Origin of the sequence: Cohnella massiliensis, assembly GCF_900169535.1 — a bacterium.
GTDB lineage: Bacteria > Bacillota > Bacilli > Paenibacillales > Paenibacillaceae > Cohnella > Cohnella algarum.
The window spans coordinates 847417-863614 of record NZ_LT821258.1; the positions used below are offsets into that span (position 1 = coordinate 847417).

Annotated in this window: 15 protein-coding genes; 1 reads left to right on the forward strand and 14 read right to left on the reverse strand. The window is 55.1% G+C overall.

Annotated features, from left to right (window positions below; genetic code table 11):
- The 12 genes from B7E11_RS13415 to B7E11_RS30270 all read right to left on the reverse strand — a co-directional run bounded on the left by B7E11_RS13415 (position 1) and on the right by B7E11_RS30270 (position 14440).
- Positions 1-1653 (reverse strand): VirD4-like conjugal transfer protein, CD1115 family, encoded by a 1653-nt coding sequence (locus tag B7E11_RS13415; protein ID WP_245809708.1) that lies wholly within the window; start codon positions 1651-1653, stop codon positions 1-3.
- A 103-nt stretch (positions 1654-1756) separates the two neighbouring features.
- Positions 1757-1948 (reverse strand): hypothetical protein, encoded by a 192-nt coding sequence (locus B7E11_RS13420; RefSeq protein WP_080835107.1) that lies wholly within the window; start codon positions 1946-1948, stop codon positions 1757-1759.
- 39 nt (positions 1949-1987) lie between these two features.
- Positions 1988-2893, reverse strand: coding sequence for a hypothetical protein (locus B7E11_RS13425; RefSeq protein ID WP_080835110.1), 906 nt, complete (start codon positions 2891-2893; stop codon positions 1988-1990).
- Positions 2890-3786 (reverse strand): PcfB family protein, encoded by an 897-nt coding sequence (locus tag B7E11_RS13430; protein ID WP_080835113.1) that lies wholly within the window; start codon positions 3784-3786, stop codon positions 2890-2892. The genes B7E11_RS13425 and B7E11_RS13430 overlap by 4 nt, the downstream gene beginning before the upstream one ends.
- Entirely contained in the window at positions 3704-5119 is a 1416-nt protein-coding gene (locus tag B7E11_RS13435) for a relaxase/mobilization nuclease domain-containing protein (RefSeq protein WP_080835116.1), read from the reverse strand. The genes B7E11_RS13430 and B7E11_RS13435 overlap by 83 nt, the downstream gene beginning before the upstream one ends.
- Before the next feature lie 14 nt (positions 5120-5133).
- Positions 5134-5574, reverse strand: coding sequence for a plasmid mobilization protein (locus B7E11_RS13440; RefSeq protein WP_245809709.1), 441 nt, complete (start codon positions 5572-5574; stop codon positions 5134-5136).
- A gap of 219 nt (positions 5575-5793) precedes the next feature.
- Positions 5794-6111 carry a type II toxin-antitoxin system RelE/ParE family toxin gene (locus B7E11_RS13445; protein ID WP_080835118.1) on the reverse strand — a complete coding sequence of 106 codons (318 nt, stop codon included), beginning with the start codon at positions 6109-6111 and terminating at the stop codon, positions 5794-5796.
- Positions 6089-6379 carry a type II toxin-antitoxin system Phd/YefM family antitoxin gene (locus tag B7E11_RS13450; protein ID WP_054819087.1) on the reverse strand — a complete coding sequence of 97 codons (291 nt, stop codon included), beginning with the start codon at positions 6377-6379 and terminating at the stop codon, positions 6089-6091. The genes B7E11_RS13445 and B7E11_RS13450 overlap by 23 nt, the downstream gene beginning before the upstream one ends.
- A 164-nt stretch (positions 6380-6543) precedes the next feature.
- Entirely contained in the window at positions 6544-7494 is a 951-nt protein-coding gene (locus B7E11_RS13455; protein ID WP_080835123.1) for a DUF3991 and TOPRIM domain-containing protein, read from the reverse strand.
- Between the two features lie 49 nt (positions 7495-7543).
- Positions 7544-7828, reverse strand: coding sequence for a hypothetical protein (locus B7E11_RS13460; RefSeq protein WP_041052803.1), 285 nt, complete (start codon positions 7826-7828; stop codon positions 7544-7546).
- Positions 7829-8009: 181 nt separating this feature from the next.
- Complete coding sequence (locus tag B7E11_RS13465; RefSeq protein ID WP_245809710.1) at positions 8010-13949, reverse strand: helicase-related protein; 5940 nt, start codon at positions 13947-13949, stop codon at positions 8010-8012.
- Positions 13950-14098: 149 nt separating this feature from the next.
- On the reverse strand, positions 14099-14440 hold the full coding sequence (locus B7E11_RS30270; RefSeq protein ID WP_245809711.1) for a TnpV protein: 342 nt from the start codon (positions 14438-14440) through the stop codon (positions 14099-14101).
- Positions 14441-14759: 319 nt separating this feature from the next.
- On the opposite strand from B7E11_RS30270, the gene B7E11_RS30275 reads away from it, so the two are divergent.
- Positions 14760-15323, forward strand: a complete 564-nt coding sequence (locus B7E11_RS30275; RefSeq protein WP_080835128.1) for a hypothetical protein — start codon at positions 14760-14762, stop codon at positions 15321-15323.
- Here B7E11_RS30275 and B7E11_RS13480 read toward each other — a convergent pair.
- Both B7E11_RS13480 and B7E11_RS13485 read right to left on the reverse strand, forming a co-directional pair.
- On the reverse strand, positions 15310-15576 hold the full coding sequence (locus B7E11_RS13480) for a helix-turn-helix domain-containing protein (protein ID WP_080835131.1): 267 nt from the start codon (positions 15574-15576) through the stop codon (positions 15310-15312). The two genes, B7E11_RS30275 and B7E11_RS13480, sit on opposite strands and share 14 nt — an antisense overlap.
- Before the next feature lie 21 nt (positions 15577-15597).
- A complete protein-coding gene (locus B7E11_RS13485) occupies positions 15598-16038 on the reverse strand; it encodes a hypothetical protein (RefSeq protein WP_080835134.1) in 441 nt (146 codons plus the stop codon).
- Between the last annotated feature and the right edge of the window lie 160 nt (positions 16039-16198).

Sequence of the window (16198 nt, forward strand, 5' to 3'; positions counted from 1 at the left end):
TCATTCCCCTCGTAAAAATAGCGACTCCATGTCTTCTTCCGACAGAAGCTCGTACTCTCCGTCTTCATCAAGCGTCACGGTTCGCCAATCCAAAGCGTGTTCCGTGCCGCCATGCTGGTAGGGGAGACCGCTGCCATCCGTCGTGAGCTCGACATAGGGATGCCTGAGCAAATCGTACTTGTCGTCCTGAACAGGACGCTCGCCTCGAATAAAGAGCAAAGCATGACGGTTATCGAGAAGACGCACCTCATCGGGCGTTAGCAAGTCGCGACCGGACAACTGATAGTTGACCGAATAGCTGCCGCTGCGTCCCTTGCTTTGGCCGTACGTGTTCGTGTCGATCGTTTCCTTGCCCAGCAGCTCCGAGACGTATTTGTGGGTGGATTGTTCATTGCCGCCCAGGTACAAGAACACATCACAGTTCCCCACGATCGATTCCCATGAATCCTTGTACAGCGCTTTGAGCTGCGCTAAATTTTGCAGGATAATGGAAACCGAAATCTCGCGGCTGCGTATGGTGGAGAGCAGCTTGTCGAATTCATCGGGCAAGGCGACGTTGGCAAATTCGTCCATCACAAAATGCACGTGCACCGGCAAGCGTCCGCCGTGCCGGTAGTCGGCCTCGTACATCAGGCATTGGAAAAGCTGGGTGTAGAGCATCCCGACGATGAAGTTGAAACTGCTGTCGTTGTCGGGAATGACGGCAAACAGCGCCGTCTTTTTTTCTCCCATGAAAGGCAATTCCATTTCATCGACCAGGCTCATCCCGGCGATCGTATGCAAGTTGAACTTCTCCAGCCGAACGCCGAGGCCGATCAGAATCGACTTGGCCGTTTTCCCCGCCGCCAGCTTGAAGATGTTGTACTGTTTGACCGCCAAATGCTCCGGGTCGCGCATGGCCAACCGTTCAAACAACTCGTCCAGCGGACTTTGGTAGGTTTCGTCTTCTTCCCGCACTTCGGCGGCAGCGATCATCTCCATCACCATTGGAAAATTCTGTTCCTCCGGCGGCGCTTCATAAAGCAAATACAAAACGAGCGCCTCCAGCAGAGCCGTTTCGGACCGTTCCCAGAACGGGTCGTTCGTATTGCTGCCCTTCGGCGTTGTATTGCGAATCAGGTTCGTGACCAGCTTCAGCACATCCTTGTCGTCGTTCAAATAGGCGAAAGGGTTGTAGCCGTGGGAGCGGTGCGGATTGATCAGGTCGAGCACCTTGATGTCATACCCTTTGGCCTTGAGCAGATGACCGGTATCCCGCAAGATTTCGCCTTTCGGGTCGAGAACGACGAAGGACGTATGCGCCTGCATGACGTTCGGTTTGGCGTAAAACCTTGTTTTGCCGGAGCCGGAACCGCCTACGACAAGCACATTCACATTCCGGCGATGCTTGCGGCCGTCGAGTCCGATGCAAACCTGCTTGGTTAAAATTTTGTTTTGCTCCGGCTGCTTGCTTCGATATTTGGCGCATATGCTTTTCGCCCGGCCCCAACGGGCGCTGCCGTGCTCCTCCCTCCGACGGTAGTTTCGCGGAGAAGCCAGATAAACGCCGACGCCGAGTCCATAGGCCAGCGTAAAAAAGAGCAGACAGCGGGGCGTATCGTCCACCCACTGAATGTTGAACGGGTGCTTGATCGCCGCGCTGAGATGCTCCACAATCGCCGGCAGCCCCCCGGAAAGAGAAGGGGCGGTGAGCAATGCCGCCCAAACGACGGGAATCAAAAAAACCGCAAAGAGTATCAAATGACTCCTTGCGGTTTCAACGCGCCTCATGATGGCTCCGTCGTTTATGTTTTTGATAAGGGGCTTCAATTGTTTTGAGCAACAGATCATCGACGGCGTCGGTGGGGCGCTTCTCGCCGATCAAATCGTTACGCAGCGCATTCAGCGCATGCACCACAATGCCATGCTCGTAATGATCCAAACAGAGAATCCGTTCTTCTTCCTTCACAGGCGCTCCCTCCCTAAGCAAAATAGAACTTGACGGCGCTTACCTTGCCGGTTCCGGCCGCTGCTGCTGCCGCTGCTGCGCCAGCATCCGGTTCATCCTGCGGGCCATGTCATGCGCGGCATCCTTCATCACCGTCAGTTCGGCGCGGATTTGCTGCGGCTCCATGTCCTTCAGCTTTTCCGGCACTCGGTGGAAACGAAAGGAGGACGTGTCCACGCCGAACTGTTTGCACAGCATGTAAGAGGCGCAATATGCATGGAACGTAAAATGGGAACGGCTGTAACGGCCATCGCCGCGATCAAGTTCCGCATGCGCCAGCTCCTGCGCGAGCGCCCGAAAAATATCTCCCGCATCCATGCCGCGGCGAATGACAATATTTCTCGTATCCGGCTGATAGAGCGCATGCATTTCCGGCGGCAGCGAATCCCCGATGACGATCGGAACAGGGGCGCGATCCATCAGCGCTTTGATACGCATTCGGTCGTCCGGATAGGCCGGTTGTTCCGGTTTTGGGTTGGCCGTCGTTTGCGCGATGTCGAACATCTTTTTGAGGTTATAACTGATGCCGGTGCTGCCGTCTTCCCTCCGGTACTCCTCGCCCGGCTCCAAAATATAAAAGCCGGTTTCCTTGCGGCGAATAAACACGCCTTGTTCCTTCCACGAATCGAATTCGGCGATGCGGGTCGCCTCCGGCCGCTGCGTGAGAATCAGCAGCGCATTGGATACGCTGTAGCGGTCAAAACGGCTTTGCACATCCAGATATCGCTGAAATTCATCACCGCTTTGCGCGATGGCGGTCGTGGCGGCATCAATCGTCTCATAGGCCCATTGCCTGAGTTCCTGCTTTTTCTGTGCCCACGCTTCCTTGTCAAAAGGTTGCTCGAATGGATTCGTGGAAGAATGGCCGGATGTTTCCTGCCGGAATAAATCGTCCAGATTGCTCATTTCGCTTTCCCTCGCTTTCGGGTTCCGATTGGTTTGGTTTTGCCCGTCTTCGATTTTCCATTATGTCGCTCGCTTCGTTTGGGCAGCGACGATTCCTTGACCATCTGACGCCGTTCTTTCTCCGCCTTCCGATTTTCTTCCCGGATCTCTCGAAGCAGTTCGCGGATCGATGACCGCTGCGGCGCTGTCTTGGCTTCCGGTTCAATCGTACCCCTTGCGGATGCTTCGCTGCGCCCGGAGGTAGGCTCGGACGGATGGGGCGGCTCCGTCGTCGCCATCATGGGGTTTGGGTTGCCGTTCGCCGGGGAAGTTGGCTGCGCCGATTCGGGCCTCTGCATCAGTTCGGCCAAAAAATCGTCGGCGCTCTTCGCTCCTGGCGTTCCCTTGACTTCCGCTCCTTGTACGCCCGTCCTCTGCCGGGTTTGGTCCGATGCTTGTTGTTGACGCTCCCCGAACGCTGGATGGTCCTGCTGTTTCCCGGCGCGGGATTTCTCAATTTCGCTCTTGATGCTGGCTGTATCCACGGTCGCCAGTTTGAAGCGCTCGACGATGCGGTTGATTTTGGACGCGTCCTCGGCCCGCACCATCACGTCGCACAATCCATCGACATTCTTTTTGTCCCGCAGGGCGCAGTACAAAACGCCGTATCGTTTGGCTTCCTTGCAGAATGTGGGCAGGTCCTCGTTTTTGACGGCAAACACTTTCAATTCCTTGCCGCTGCGGAGCAAGCTTTCCAGACGAATGCTGCCCTTTGTCCGTTTCTGCCCCTGCAGGGCGGCAAACAAATAGACGGCCAGATGCTTAGCGCCTTCACCGGAAATCTTGGCCATCACCTCGATGCCCCGCAGACTCATGTTGACGACCTGATCGGCCGCCTCGGCTCCACTGCTCATGGATGGAATCCTCCCTTCGTAATGGTTGATTTTTCCTGTCACCATGTAGTTTAGTCATCATTTCACCGGATCGGGCAAGGATGCCCGCACACAGCTTCACCTCCTTTCGGAGCGCGGCAAGCCGCTTGGATAGTACGGCTATTTGCTCTTTGTAAGCGACGATCTGGCTTTCCTCCTTGCAGCGGCGGAGGCGGTTGTATAGCGCTTTGCGTTCGCCGTAAAGCGAGCGCATCTCTTGCCGGGTGACAGATACATAGTCCAAAAGCTGATCCTTGCTGGAAATACGGTGCTGACAGAGCAGCTTGGTCTGCGCGGTAATAACCGCCAAATGCCGCAAGTCTTCACGCAATAAAAAATGCGTCCTTCTCACGGACGCGCGAAAATGAGGCAGTATGCCCATCTCATATAAGTAGCGCAGGTACAATGCTTGCAAGCCGCTGAACTTCCTGCCGGATCGAAGCGTTCCTTTGCAAACGGCCCGTCTGCGTCGCGGCATCGGCAAAGGCTGTGGTTTACGGGGAATGCGGTTTCGCAAAATCCGCTGTTTCAGAGCTTCTTCCGTATAGTCGTCTCCCAGACTGCGCAAACGAACGAAACGTTCCTTTCCGGGCGGACGCACCGCCACATGCTTTACGGTCGTTTTCACTTCATAGCCCTGCTTCTGCAACGTGGCGATAAACTGGGTCCATGTCATCGATGCCGCGATCGCCTGATCCACATCGGTCCGAATCAATCCTCGCCAAGTCGGCTTGCCTTCCCGATCCGCTTTCCATTCTCCGTAGTGTTCGGCCTTGCCCGGCTCGGGCTGCTCGATCACTGACAATGCATGTTCCCGGCATAACCGGTCGGATGTTCTCCTTAGAAGGGCGTAGGAGGCTTTGTTGTCGTAGTACCGTTTACCGTCCATAAAGGAGACGGAGTTCAGCACAAAGTGATTGTGCAAATGCTCCTTGTCCAGATGGGTCGATACCACGACTTCAAAACGATCGCCCCATAGCTCCTGCGCCAGCTTGACGCCGATGGTGTGCGCCGTTTCCGGCGTCGTCTCACCGGGTGCAAACGATTGGTATCCGTGAAACGCGACTATGCCATCCATCTTTTGAAATTGACGCTTGGTGCGCTGCATTTGCTCGTAAGCGGTAAGCGGATCGCAATTGATTCCGCTCACATAAAGCTGTTCTTCCGTTTTGGCATCCGCTTTTGCATATCCCAGCACCTGCCGCAAGCCTTCATTCTTCTCGGCGCGATCTTGCGCTGTTTTGTCGGGATTGGTGGCGTAATCAATCACGCGCTTCAATCGGTCGGTGACATCCCATATCGCCGTCGTCGCCATACGTGACGCCTCCTTTACGGCGGATGCACATTTGGAGTCGCTTGCTCGGTTCTTCGTTCCGGCGCAGTCACGGCCTGTTGAATCTGTTGGACGGCGCGGCGCAATTGATCAGCCTCCTGCTGAAAAGCAGCCCGATCCAGATGGCCTGTCGCATGTGCTTTCGCCGCCAGTTGATTAAGATTGTTGCCAATGGCGTGAAGCTCGCGCATCATCGCATAATAATCCGGCGGCGGCAGCGCCTTCGGGATATAGCCATTGATCAAGGAACGGAGATAACCTTCCCGTGAAAGTCCGGATTTTTTCGCATTGGCTTGGAGTCTTGCGTCTTCTTCATTGTTCACCCATACCTGAATGCGAATCCCTCGTTTTCTCATCGCTTTCGCTTCTTTCTTCAAAAAAATGGTCTTAATAAAAATGCTAAATGGCTTCTGCCGTCTCTGAAAAATACCGTTCATTGTTGCAACCTTTATTCTTGAAAAACAGCGTGTTGTTTAGATGAGGGGTATTAGGGGCCTGCCCCTAACAAGCCGAATTTGGGAGACCAAATTCAGTGCTTGCTGCAACACGAGACATTCGTCTCGCGTCGCCTTCAAAGCACCCGCCGGGAACAAGAGAGAACCCCAAAAACACAAAAAGACGCCGATTCGCTCAGCGTCTTCCTTAGAACTATTTTGTTATCGCACCAACCAGCGGTAATCCTGGCGGCAGTCTACAATGAAATCGACATACACGATTTCATCCTGAATCTGATACAACACCAGATACCATTTATCTACGAACATTTTGTGATACTTGTTTGACGGGATAAATTCCGCTTCGAGAAAAGGATAACGTTCCGGCATTTGCGCCAAGGAACGTATCGCATGCAGCAATTCGTTTTTCGTTTTTCGCGCGGCATCCGGATTTTTTTCCGCAAGGAATCGCACATGAACCGCCAGCATTTGGCGGGCGCGATCGGAAACGACGATCTTATATCGGGGCATCTTTTCCATGCTGAACCTCGTCAATAATGCCCTCCAGGTAAGCGTCCAGTTCATCCGGCGTCACACCAACACGGCCCGCCAAACGATCCTCTTGCACAGCGAGCAGTTCTTCGCGCAGCTTTAACATCTTCTCGCGACGGGAAAACGTCTCAATGTCCATCACGACGAGATCGCCTTCACCGTTCTTGGTCAGATAAACCGGTTCCCCGGACGATTTGCATAGATCGGCGATTTCATTATAGTTTTGCCGGATACTGGCGGAAGGTTTGATAATCATCTTGGTCACTCCTTGCATAGCTGTATATTGATTTTATTATACCTATTACATGCTATACAATCAATGCGATTGCGCTTATCCCCAATCTATTCACATCTTATCCACATGCTGCGAAAATTTTCCGTAACCCAAAAGAAAAGACACCAACTGTTCAGCGTCTACCGCTATCGGGATGGTTCACCGCGTCTTCGTCGGAATTCCATCAATTCGTTGTTTACATCCTTTCCGAACTTAGGCGGCTCATCGGATATGAGAAGGGTGGGGGAGAGGAGCCTCTGTATCGTGGCTGCCGCCAATCGCCCCGGCTCATCATTATCCAGGTGCAGAACAAGTCGATTTACTTGGGGAAAGCACTTCAAGTAATGCGTTAGGGCAGACGGGGGAGTAGAGTCCTCCCCATTTGTCCTGGGCCTGTATATTCCGGCCAGCGACAGCTTATGCGCCTGCCGCCAATCCCGGCCGGCGAGATGTTCCAGCGTACAGTAGGATAAGAGATCAATAGCGCTCTCAAACAGATGCAGTTCCGTACTGTTTTTCGAGGCCGGAATGGAAAACGAATACCGCTTGTCGCTGCCAACGGCTTCCCCCATATAACGGGTGCTTGTCGTACCGCGTATCGCCGCATAGCGCGGCGTCCCTTCCTGGTCAAATCCGACGAATACCGCGTTGTGATAGCGTCGGCTTTCATACAAGCGCCCCGTTTCGAGACAGTAGTCGATCAACGTGCGATGGATACCACGTTTGCTGAGATAGGCCATGACGCGATGCGATGTATGATTCGGTTCGGGAAGCTCAAACCGCGCTGGAGATGAGCGTTGTTGCAAAGATTGCGAAAATGCAGGTGCGCTGCCTGGATGAACGCCTTCAATTTGCAGCACCGCATCGGGAAAAGACATGCCCCGCACTTTGATCAAATAGTCCAGCGCCGAGCGTCCGCCGATCCCCCTTGACCACCAGTACCATTTGCCGTTGGAAATTTTCAAGCTGTCGTGTGTCCGGGTGGTGTAGACATTGCGGGAGCATCGGACCAGTTCTGCCGGCTCGTGCATATGCAAATATGTGAGCAGGTCCAGTCTTTTGGCACGTTCGATCTGTTCCTTGTTTACATAGCTCATTGCCGCAGCTCCTTTTGGAAATCCAGGCAGCGTCCGATGGGTATATTGTTCATCGTGCCTTACCCCTCTTTTTGGGGTACGTATAAGCTCTGCCTTCCTTCAACTTCGTAACGCCTTTCTTTTTCATGAATGCGTCTAAATCGCCTTCATGAACTTGACTGGTCACCCCGTTTGAGTCGCGGATGTAATAATACGTGTCGCCAAATCCGTTTTTCTCTTTGGATATCAACTCCAACGATGGCACGGTTTCTCCCTCCTCGATCAAGCCGGTTCCGTAACCAAAAGGCGGCAAAATCGGACAAAAGCATCCGCCGCTTGGGCTGGCATACAACATGTTCATTCCTCCGGAAACGAGAAAAGGACCCCAAAACCGGAGTCCAATTCGTCATGTGATTTATAACTTTAACAAGTGAGCTATCTTCGACCTGTGAAATGCTCGCACCGATACCATGTTCTTTTCCGTAATGGTCAGCATGAAGTTCCCTTTCAGGGGGAGGAACGACGGTGTCAGGCCGTTATCGCTCACGGCCCACCACCCGCCGTTCCGGCGCTTCCGGTTCTTCGTCCGGAACGCTGTCCACGGCTTCGTTTTCCCGTTTGTCCATGTTCAGAAGGGCATTCAGCTCCGCAAGCCGCGCCGCTTTCATTTGCAGCTCCTGCTCCTTCTCGAAAGGAGCCTCGATTTGCTCTTTGGCCGTGACCATCTGCTGCCGCAAGGTGGCAAGCTGCTCGCGGGCATGTTCCAGCTTTGCAGGCAAGTCCGACAAGGCATTGTTGATGCGGCTTATGTTGCCGCCTGCATCCGCTCCGAGCGTCACCGTATGACCGAGCGCGCCGCGAAGCGTGACCTTGTACTCCTTATGGAAGCTGTCAAAGGACAGCCACAAGGAAAATCCCCGGTAGCTGCCGAATTCCTGCGGATCGGGCGATGTCATGCCTTTGCAAGCGTCCAGCAAAGCCGCGCCCGCTGCCGCCCTCTCCGAGTAGGTGTAATCTTTGATCGTCATGCCGGGAAATTTATCTGCCCCATCCGCCTCGGATGCCAGAGATCGTGTATACAAAGCAACGTCCTGTTCATAGCCGGCAATTCGTTCTTCGGTGGATTTGATCTGCTGCGGCAGCATTTTGAGCAGGCGGTCCTCCAGTGCGTAGCGCTGGCTCAAGTGGTTGGCTTTGAGCAGCTTCAATTTGGATACCTGAATGTCCAGGTCCATTTTCTCTTTGATGTACGGGTTGCCGGTCGCCAGCGCCTTGACTTCGGCATAGGAGAGCGCCGTCTCGTCGATATCCTCGGCGGAACGGACCGGCGACTTGCTGGTCATGATCTGCGAAATGAAGCGCTGCTTGTTCTCCAATGTCTGATAAAGGTACGCGTCGAACGTGTTCTCCGTCACATAGCGAAAAATATGCACTTCGCTGTTCTGGTTGCCTTGCCGGATAATGCGCCCGCTGCGCTGCTCCAGGTCCCGCGGACGCCAAGGGCAGTCGAGGTCGTGAAGGGCAATCAGCTTCGTTTGCACGTTCGTGCCCGCGCCCATTTTGAACGTCGATCCGAGCAGTATCCGAACCTGTCCGCTGCGTACTTTGGCGAACAGTTCCTTTTTCTTGACCTCGGTATTGGCGTCGTGAATATAGGCGATTTCGTCAGCCGGAACACCTTTCTCCATCAGCTTGCGCCGCAGCTCGTCGTAGACGTTGAAGGAGCCATCCTGTTTGGGGATAGACAAATCGCAAAACACCAACTGGGTCAACCGCTGCTCCTGATGTTCCTCCCAATACCGGTAAACATTGTCCGCGCAGGCGCTGACCTTGCTGCCTTCGTCGTCGGGAAGCATCGGATTCGCCAGCCGTTGATCGAGCGCCAGTTTGCGTCCGTCATTGGTGATCGTCAGCATATTGTCCTCGTGAGGCTCCACTTCCTTCGCCCGCACCCGTTCGGCGCGGCGGGCAAGATCCGCAACCATGTCGCGCTGAAAGTCACTCGGCGGCACGGCAACATTGTGGAAGTGGGCTTTCGGTACGGGAAGCTGGAGCATGTCCGCCGTCTGGATATCGGCCACTTCCTTGAACATATTCATCAGTTCCGGCAAATTGTAAAAACGGGCAAACCGGGTTTTCGCCCGATAGCCCGTTCCTTCCGGTGCAAGCTCGATCGCGGTGACGGTTTCGCCAAATGTCGAAGCCCAAGCGTCAAAATGCTGCAATCCCTGCCGCTTGAGCCGCTCGTATTGCAAATAGCGCTGCATCGTATACATCTCAGTGATGGAGTTGGAGATCGGCGTACCCGTCGCAAAGATGATACCCCGGCCTCCGGTCAGTTCGTCCAGATAGCGGCATTTGGCAAACATGTCCGACGACTTCTGCGCTTCGGTTTGCGACAGTCCGGCCACATTGCGCATTTTCGTGTAAAGAAACAGGTTTTTGTACGAATCGGCTTCGTCCACGAATAGCCGGTCTACGCCCAGTTCCTCAAAGGTGACGACATCATCCTTCCGGCTGGTGTCGTTCAGCTTCTCCAGCTTGGTTTGTAGCGTCTTTTTTGTTTTTTCAAGCTGTTTGATCGCATAGCGTTCGCCTCTGGCTTCCTTGAGTTCCCGGATGCCGCTTGTAATCTCCGAAATCTGTTCGTACAGTTGCTGCCGCTGCCGCTCCGTCGAAATCGGAATTTTCTCAAACTGCGAATGGCCAATGATGATGGCATCATAATCGCCGGTGGCAATCCGCGCGCAAAACGTTTTGCGGTTTTTCGTTTCAAAGTCCTTCTTGGTCGCCACCAGAATATTCGCCGACGGATATAGCTGCAAAAACTCCGCCGCCCACTGTTCGGTCAGATGGTTCGGAACGACCAGCATGCTCTTGTTGCACAGCCCTAGATGCTTGCTCTCCATCGCCGCGGCGGTCATCGCGAAGGTTTTACCTGCACCGACACAATGCGCGAAAAGGGAGTTGCCGCCGTACAGCGCCCGGGCAACCGCATTGACCTGGTGCTGGCGCAGCCGGATTTCCGGGTTCATCCCGGTGAATCGGATATGACTGCCGTCGTACTCGCGAGGACGGATGGCATTGAACCGGTCATTGTACAGCCTTGTCAGCCGTTCGCGCCGCTGCGGATCTCGCCATATCCAGTCGCGGAACGCTTCTTTCATCATCTCCTGCTTTTGCTGAGCGATGGCCGTTTCCTGCTTGTTCAGCACACGCTTTTCCACGCCGTCCTCATACACAGTGTCAAATACGCGCACGTCCCGCAAATTCAGCGTATCCTCGAGAATTTTGTACGCATTGACGCGGTTGGTGCCGTACGTGACGTTCGCCTTGATATTGTTGCTGCGGTCATCGCTTTTGCCTTTGACGTTCCAGGCAGCCGTATATTCGGAATACATCACATTGATGTAGGTCTGGTACATCGGCGGCGTGTCCACCAGTTCAAACAGAAATTGCCGAATGTCTTCCGGCGGCAGCCAGGTTGCGCCCAAGCGGACATCGATTTCGGCGGCGTCCAGGTCTTTCGGCTGCACCGCTTCAAGCGCTTTGACGTTTTCGCCGTAACGTTCGGCATCGTATGCGGCAAACTGTCTGGCCACCCGCAGCTTCTCCCGCACATTGCCGGACAAGTACGCATCCGCCGTTTCGTAGATCGGCTTCCCTTCCTCATCCAGATTTTCGGGATTGGGAAAGATGACGCCGCGCAGCTCTTTTATCAATTGTTCTTCCGTCCAGCCGGTTAGCTCCGCCATATACGGCAGATCGACACGGGCTTTTGCGCCGATGGAAACGGCCAGCGCCTCCGAAGCGGTATCCACCTGTTCCACGCGGATGCGCTGCCGGATGGTGCGTTTGGTGAACATATCCGCCTTGCGCAGCAACCGCCCTTCCTCGTCGATGATTTCCAGCGAGCAAAGAAGAAAGTAAGAACTGTCGTCCGAAAAAGCAAGGCTGTTGGCGCGGCTGTTGATCAGGCCGTATTGCGCCGTAAACCGGTCATACTGCGTATTCAGCTTGCGCTGTTGCTGCTCTATCATCTCATCGCTGTAGTCTTCGGTTTGATACTCGATCAGCTCGCGCACGGTGTCCCGCAGCAGAATCATTCCCTTGATGCGGCCTGACGCCGTAGCCGAAGTGTCCACGCGCCGCATCCGGCTGTTCTCCCGATAGTAGATTTGTCCGTCCACCAACGCAAAGCTGAAATTGCGCACAGTCGGATCAGCAGGGAGAGAAGGTTCTTCTTCCTCCGGCTGGTCTTCCCGTTCCAGCTCCGCCCATTCGGCATGGATGCCCGACAACGCTTCGCGCAGCAGTTCATCCAGGTTGGCATCCGGAAATGGCTTGCAAGACGTTTCCTGACGATTGCCATACATCCGGTCGTCAAAAACCATGGTGCCCAGCACCATATCGGGATGTTCCGCGAAATAACGATTCACCGGCACACCGTCCGCTGTCTCGGACAGGGATAGCCATGCTTCGGTTTGCTCGCTGACGGCGACCATGCGATCCCGTTTCTGTAAAAAGATGATGTCGGCAGTTACTTCGGTTCCGGCATTGGCCAGAAACGCATTGCTTGGGAGACGCACCGCACCGAGCAGTTCGGCGCGTTCCGCAATATATTTGCGAACCGCCGGGTTCTGCTTGTCCATCGTTCCTTTGGACGTAATAAAGGCGATGATGCCGCCCGGACGCACTTTGTCCAGTGTCTTGGCGAAAAAGTAATCATGGATGAGAAACTTGTGTTTGTCGTAACGTTTATCCGCCACGCCATAACCGCCGAACGGCACGTTCCCGATGGCGAGATCGAAGAAGCTGTCCGGCAAATTCGTCTGTTCGTAGCCGCTGACCGCAATCGACGCCTGCGGGTATAGCTGCCTGGCAATACGGCCGGTAATGCTGTCCAGTTCCACGCCAAACAGCCGCGAGCCTCGGATCGACTCCGGCACCAGTCCGAAGAAATTGCCGATGCCGCAGGACGGCTCCAAAATATTGCCGCTGCGAAAGCCCATCGATTCCAGACAGTCGTACATCGCCTTGATGACGGTCACAGACGTATAATGGGCATTCAGCGTTGACGCGCGAGCGGACGCATATTCATCCGGCTCCAGCACATTTTTCAGTTCCGCATATTCGGTTGCCCACTGCAGGTTCGCTTCGTCAAACGCCTGCGGAATTCCGCCCCATCCGACATAGCGGGCCAGCACCGCCTGCTCGTCCGCTGTCGCTTGCCGCTGCTCCTTCTCCAGCTTGTTCAGCAGCCGAATCGCTTCCATGTTCCATTTGAACTTCGTTTTTGCGCCGCCATGCCCCAGTTCATCATCCGTAATCCGGTAGTTGACAGCCGGGACAGACGGACGGGCTGGCGCGGTGCCGCCGGCCGCACCATCAGAGGAAAGGGAAGTGTCTGGCTGCGATACGGTCTCTCGCCCTTCCGTCACCGGCTTCTCCTCCGGTAAAACCGCATCTTCCGCCGTTTCCCATGCCGTTTCGTCAGTCCATTCCGATTCCTGCTCTCCGGTAATCAAATGATCGTTCAGCGGGTTTTCGCGCAGCATTCGCTCAAAATCCCGGCGATTCACCTCTTTGATGAAGAGCGGGAACTGACGGTCTTGCAGCACCACTGTTCGTTGCTCCAGCTGCACAACTTCATATTCGTCCGCACCAATCCAGACCGTGCTGCCTGCGTCATAACCGTAGCGCGCCCGTTCCCGATTCACAGGCGTGTGTTCCGGTTCCGCTTGCGCGTCCGGTAGAGGAAACCCCTCCGAGGGCGATACATCCGGCTGCGGCAATTCGCGCCTGGCCATTTCCGCCATTTGCTCCCACCGCTTTTCCTCCTGCTGCTCCGCAAAGGCAGGAAACCGCTCGGCTTCCTTCCGGTTCAAGTAACGACCCGCTGCCAGCAGTTCGCCGATACGTTTCTGCACCTTCATCCACGGCAGCACGACTCGCGTATCCGGGTTTAGGATCGAGCCGCGGGTCAGCGTGATGCCTTTGCTGTCATAATTCATGTGAATATCCGTGCCGATCAGCGCGGGAAGACGCCCGCCGGTCCCGTATTCCCGTTTCAGGAAATCGGCGTTCTCCTGTGCGGACAGCGACTGCTGGAAATGCAGCGCAATGCGATACTTGCCGTTCTCAAAACCGCTGCCGTTTTGCAAAATGGCGTCAATGACCGCTTGCGGCATGAAAAAAGCGGAGGCTTTTGCGTCCTCCGCTTGTTCCATCCACAGCGTCTGTTGCTCGATGGATGGTTCTGACTTTCGCGACAAGTCAAATTCGTTCAACAGCATCATGCTGGCGAGATGCCCGGCGATGACACCCCAATCGTAAAAGCTTTGCGCCGTGCGTTCCTCCGCCGTCCCCGTCCACAGATGCAAAACGTTGCGATACGGTTCAAACCCGGCCTGCACGCCTTCATCAAGCGTCAGTTCGGTGATGCCTGCCGGAAACAAACCGCGCACATACAACATGCGCTCGCGCTCGTCCTCATGAGCAAGGAAAAATGCTGTGATGTCCGACTTGCTCTCCCGCAGCGGCGCGGCTCGGAGCATGCCATTGATGATGGCATGGTCGTGAAAAAACGGAAGACCTCGGTCCTCCGTTTCCCGATCAAACCATTTTAATGATAAATCAGTTCCGCCAGAATCAGTTCCTCCGCCTGCTGCTTCAGGTTGTTCATATGTCCCGTCCAGGCCAGCGGATCGCTCGCCTTGTCCGGTGCCGGGTTCAGCCGAAGCATCTCCTTCATCGTCCGGTCGATCTGCTCCCGCGCTGTCCGGTCGATGTCCGCCAGATGCCGGTTCAACTGCTCCGACAACATCAGATGGGCGTACATGCCCTTCCGCTCGGTTTTCAGGAACGTCTTGCGCATCATCCCGTACTTCCCGATGGTCGTCTCCGCTTCGCTCAGCGTCAGGTTGGGCAGCAGATAATCCCCTTGCGGCGAGTACGTCAGTTCCATGTTCATCCTTCCTTTCTTGTCGAGTAGCTTCATTGTGCGGCAAGGAATCGGGTCTTGCAAGGGTATGAAACGATTGCCCCTCATTTGCACGTTGTGCCTCCCGGCGCAACGCTCGAACGGTCGATTCCACTTCCCGCAGCATCATCTCGGACACATCGCTAATCGCTGCGCCCAAGTGAGACAGCGCAGGAAGCGTGTTGAAATACCCGATGCCGGACAAATCCTCGATGCTGATGTAATGTGCGGGATCGAGTCCGCAACGGGTCATCGCCGTGTAAGCGACGGCCGTTTCGGCCATTTGCTTGAACAGTAATTCCACATGTGGTATGTCCAGGTCTTCCAGCAAACTGTGTTCCCGCTCTTTCATCAACTCCGCCACATAATCGGCGCTGTTGTCATCCACCGCATTCCACGCAGCAGCGAGCAACGCAGCAGGCAGATCCGCACGTGGTTCCATCTCATCCGACGCGCCGAACGCATTTTCCAGCGTTTCGATGACATGAGCCGTATCGCTGTCCTGCAATCGCCAAAGCGACACCTGCGGCTGGCGTCTGCTCTGGGTATCCGATACGTCAAACACATGGCGCAGGCCCAGGTGGTTGCCCCGATCTTCGATCAGGGCAATCCCTTTTGCGCCGCGCTTCACCCAGCGATCCAGCCGCTTGTTCCAAACTTCAATCGGCGCGCAGGCCGTTGCGTCCGGACGTTGGGCGTAGATCAACAGTTGATCCTGAAACGGATATTTATAGTTCCAGGCCGCCGTCCGCAAAAAATCCGCCCAGCGGTCAGGGTGATTCGTCACCGTGCGAGCCGTGCTGGCAGCCAGTTCGACGATGCGCTGCAACTTGGCTGTCATGAGAGCACCTCCCTTACCGAAACGTGATTTGATTGGTCAGGCGAATGCCTTCCTCGGAATAACGAGCCGTAATCCGAATGAGTCCAATAAGTTGCAGTCGATGCAGATTTCGGCGGACAGTGGAAGGAGAGAGACCCACCTCCGAAGCCAGCTTTTTGCCGGACAACAAGACGCAGCCATGCCGCCCGCCCGCGCGGTCCATCAGGTAGCTGTACAATAGCTTTGCTGCAGGAGGGACCTTCGCTCCGGCCAGCAGTTTATACCTGGTGAGATCGTTCATAGGCTTCCTCCTCAGCAGACGCTAACGCTCCGGCGACCGTTCCGACAAACGATCCGGCCGGATGTAGCAGTACAGATAGAAATTGTAGTCTCCCGCATGCGGGAAACAACGCAGGTAGTACCGATGGCGCTCTGTTTGAAAACAAAAGCCGTATACGCCGGAATGCCACGCCCCCGATAATCGGGCCTCCGGATGCGACAGGCAAAAACGGTGCATCTGGCTGCGGCTTTGAAGAAGTCCCTGCTCCGTCAATGCCCGCACAACCGCATCCAGTTCCGCCCGGAAAGCCGGCGTTTTTAGCGCTGGCAAATGCTCGAACCAGTTTGCCCAGAATGTCTCGCCGCTGCTGCCAAAATAACCGCGCAGGTGCCCGATGCAACCCCGTTCCGTATCCTTCTTTATCGAAGCGGAATAAAAATAGGCCGCGTCCTCCGACACGGCCGTTTGCAGTCTTTCCAGCATATTCTTTTCCTCCCGGCTGGTAGGTGTTCGCTCTAGGTTGCGACACACATAGAAGGGGAAAGTCCGATATCTGCCACAAGCCGACGGGAGGAAAGCGGCTGTTTTTTCCGCCCGCCAAATTCAGTAAATAGCAGTACACCAACTTGGCCGCAAGCGGAAG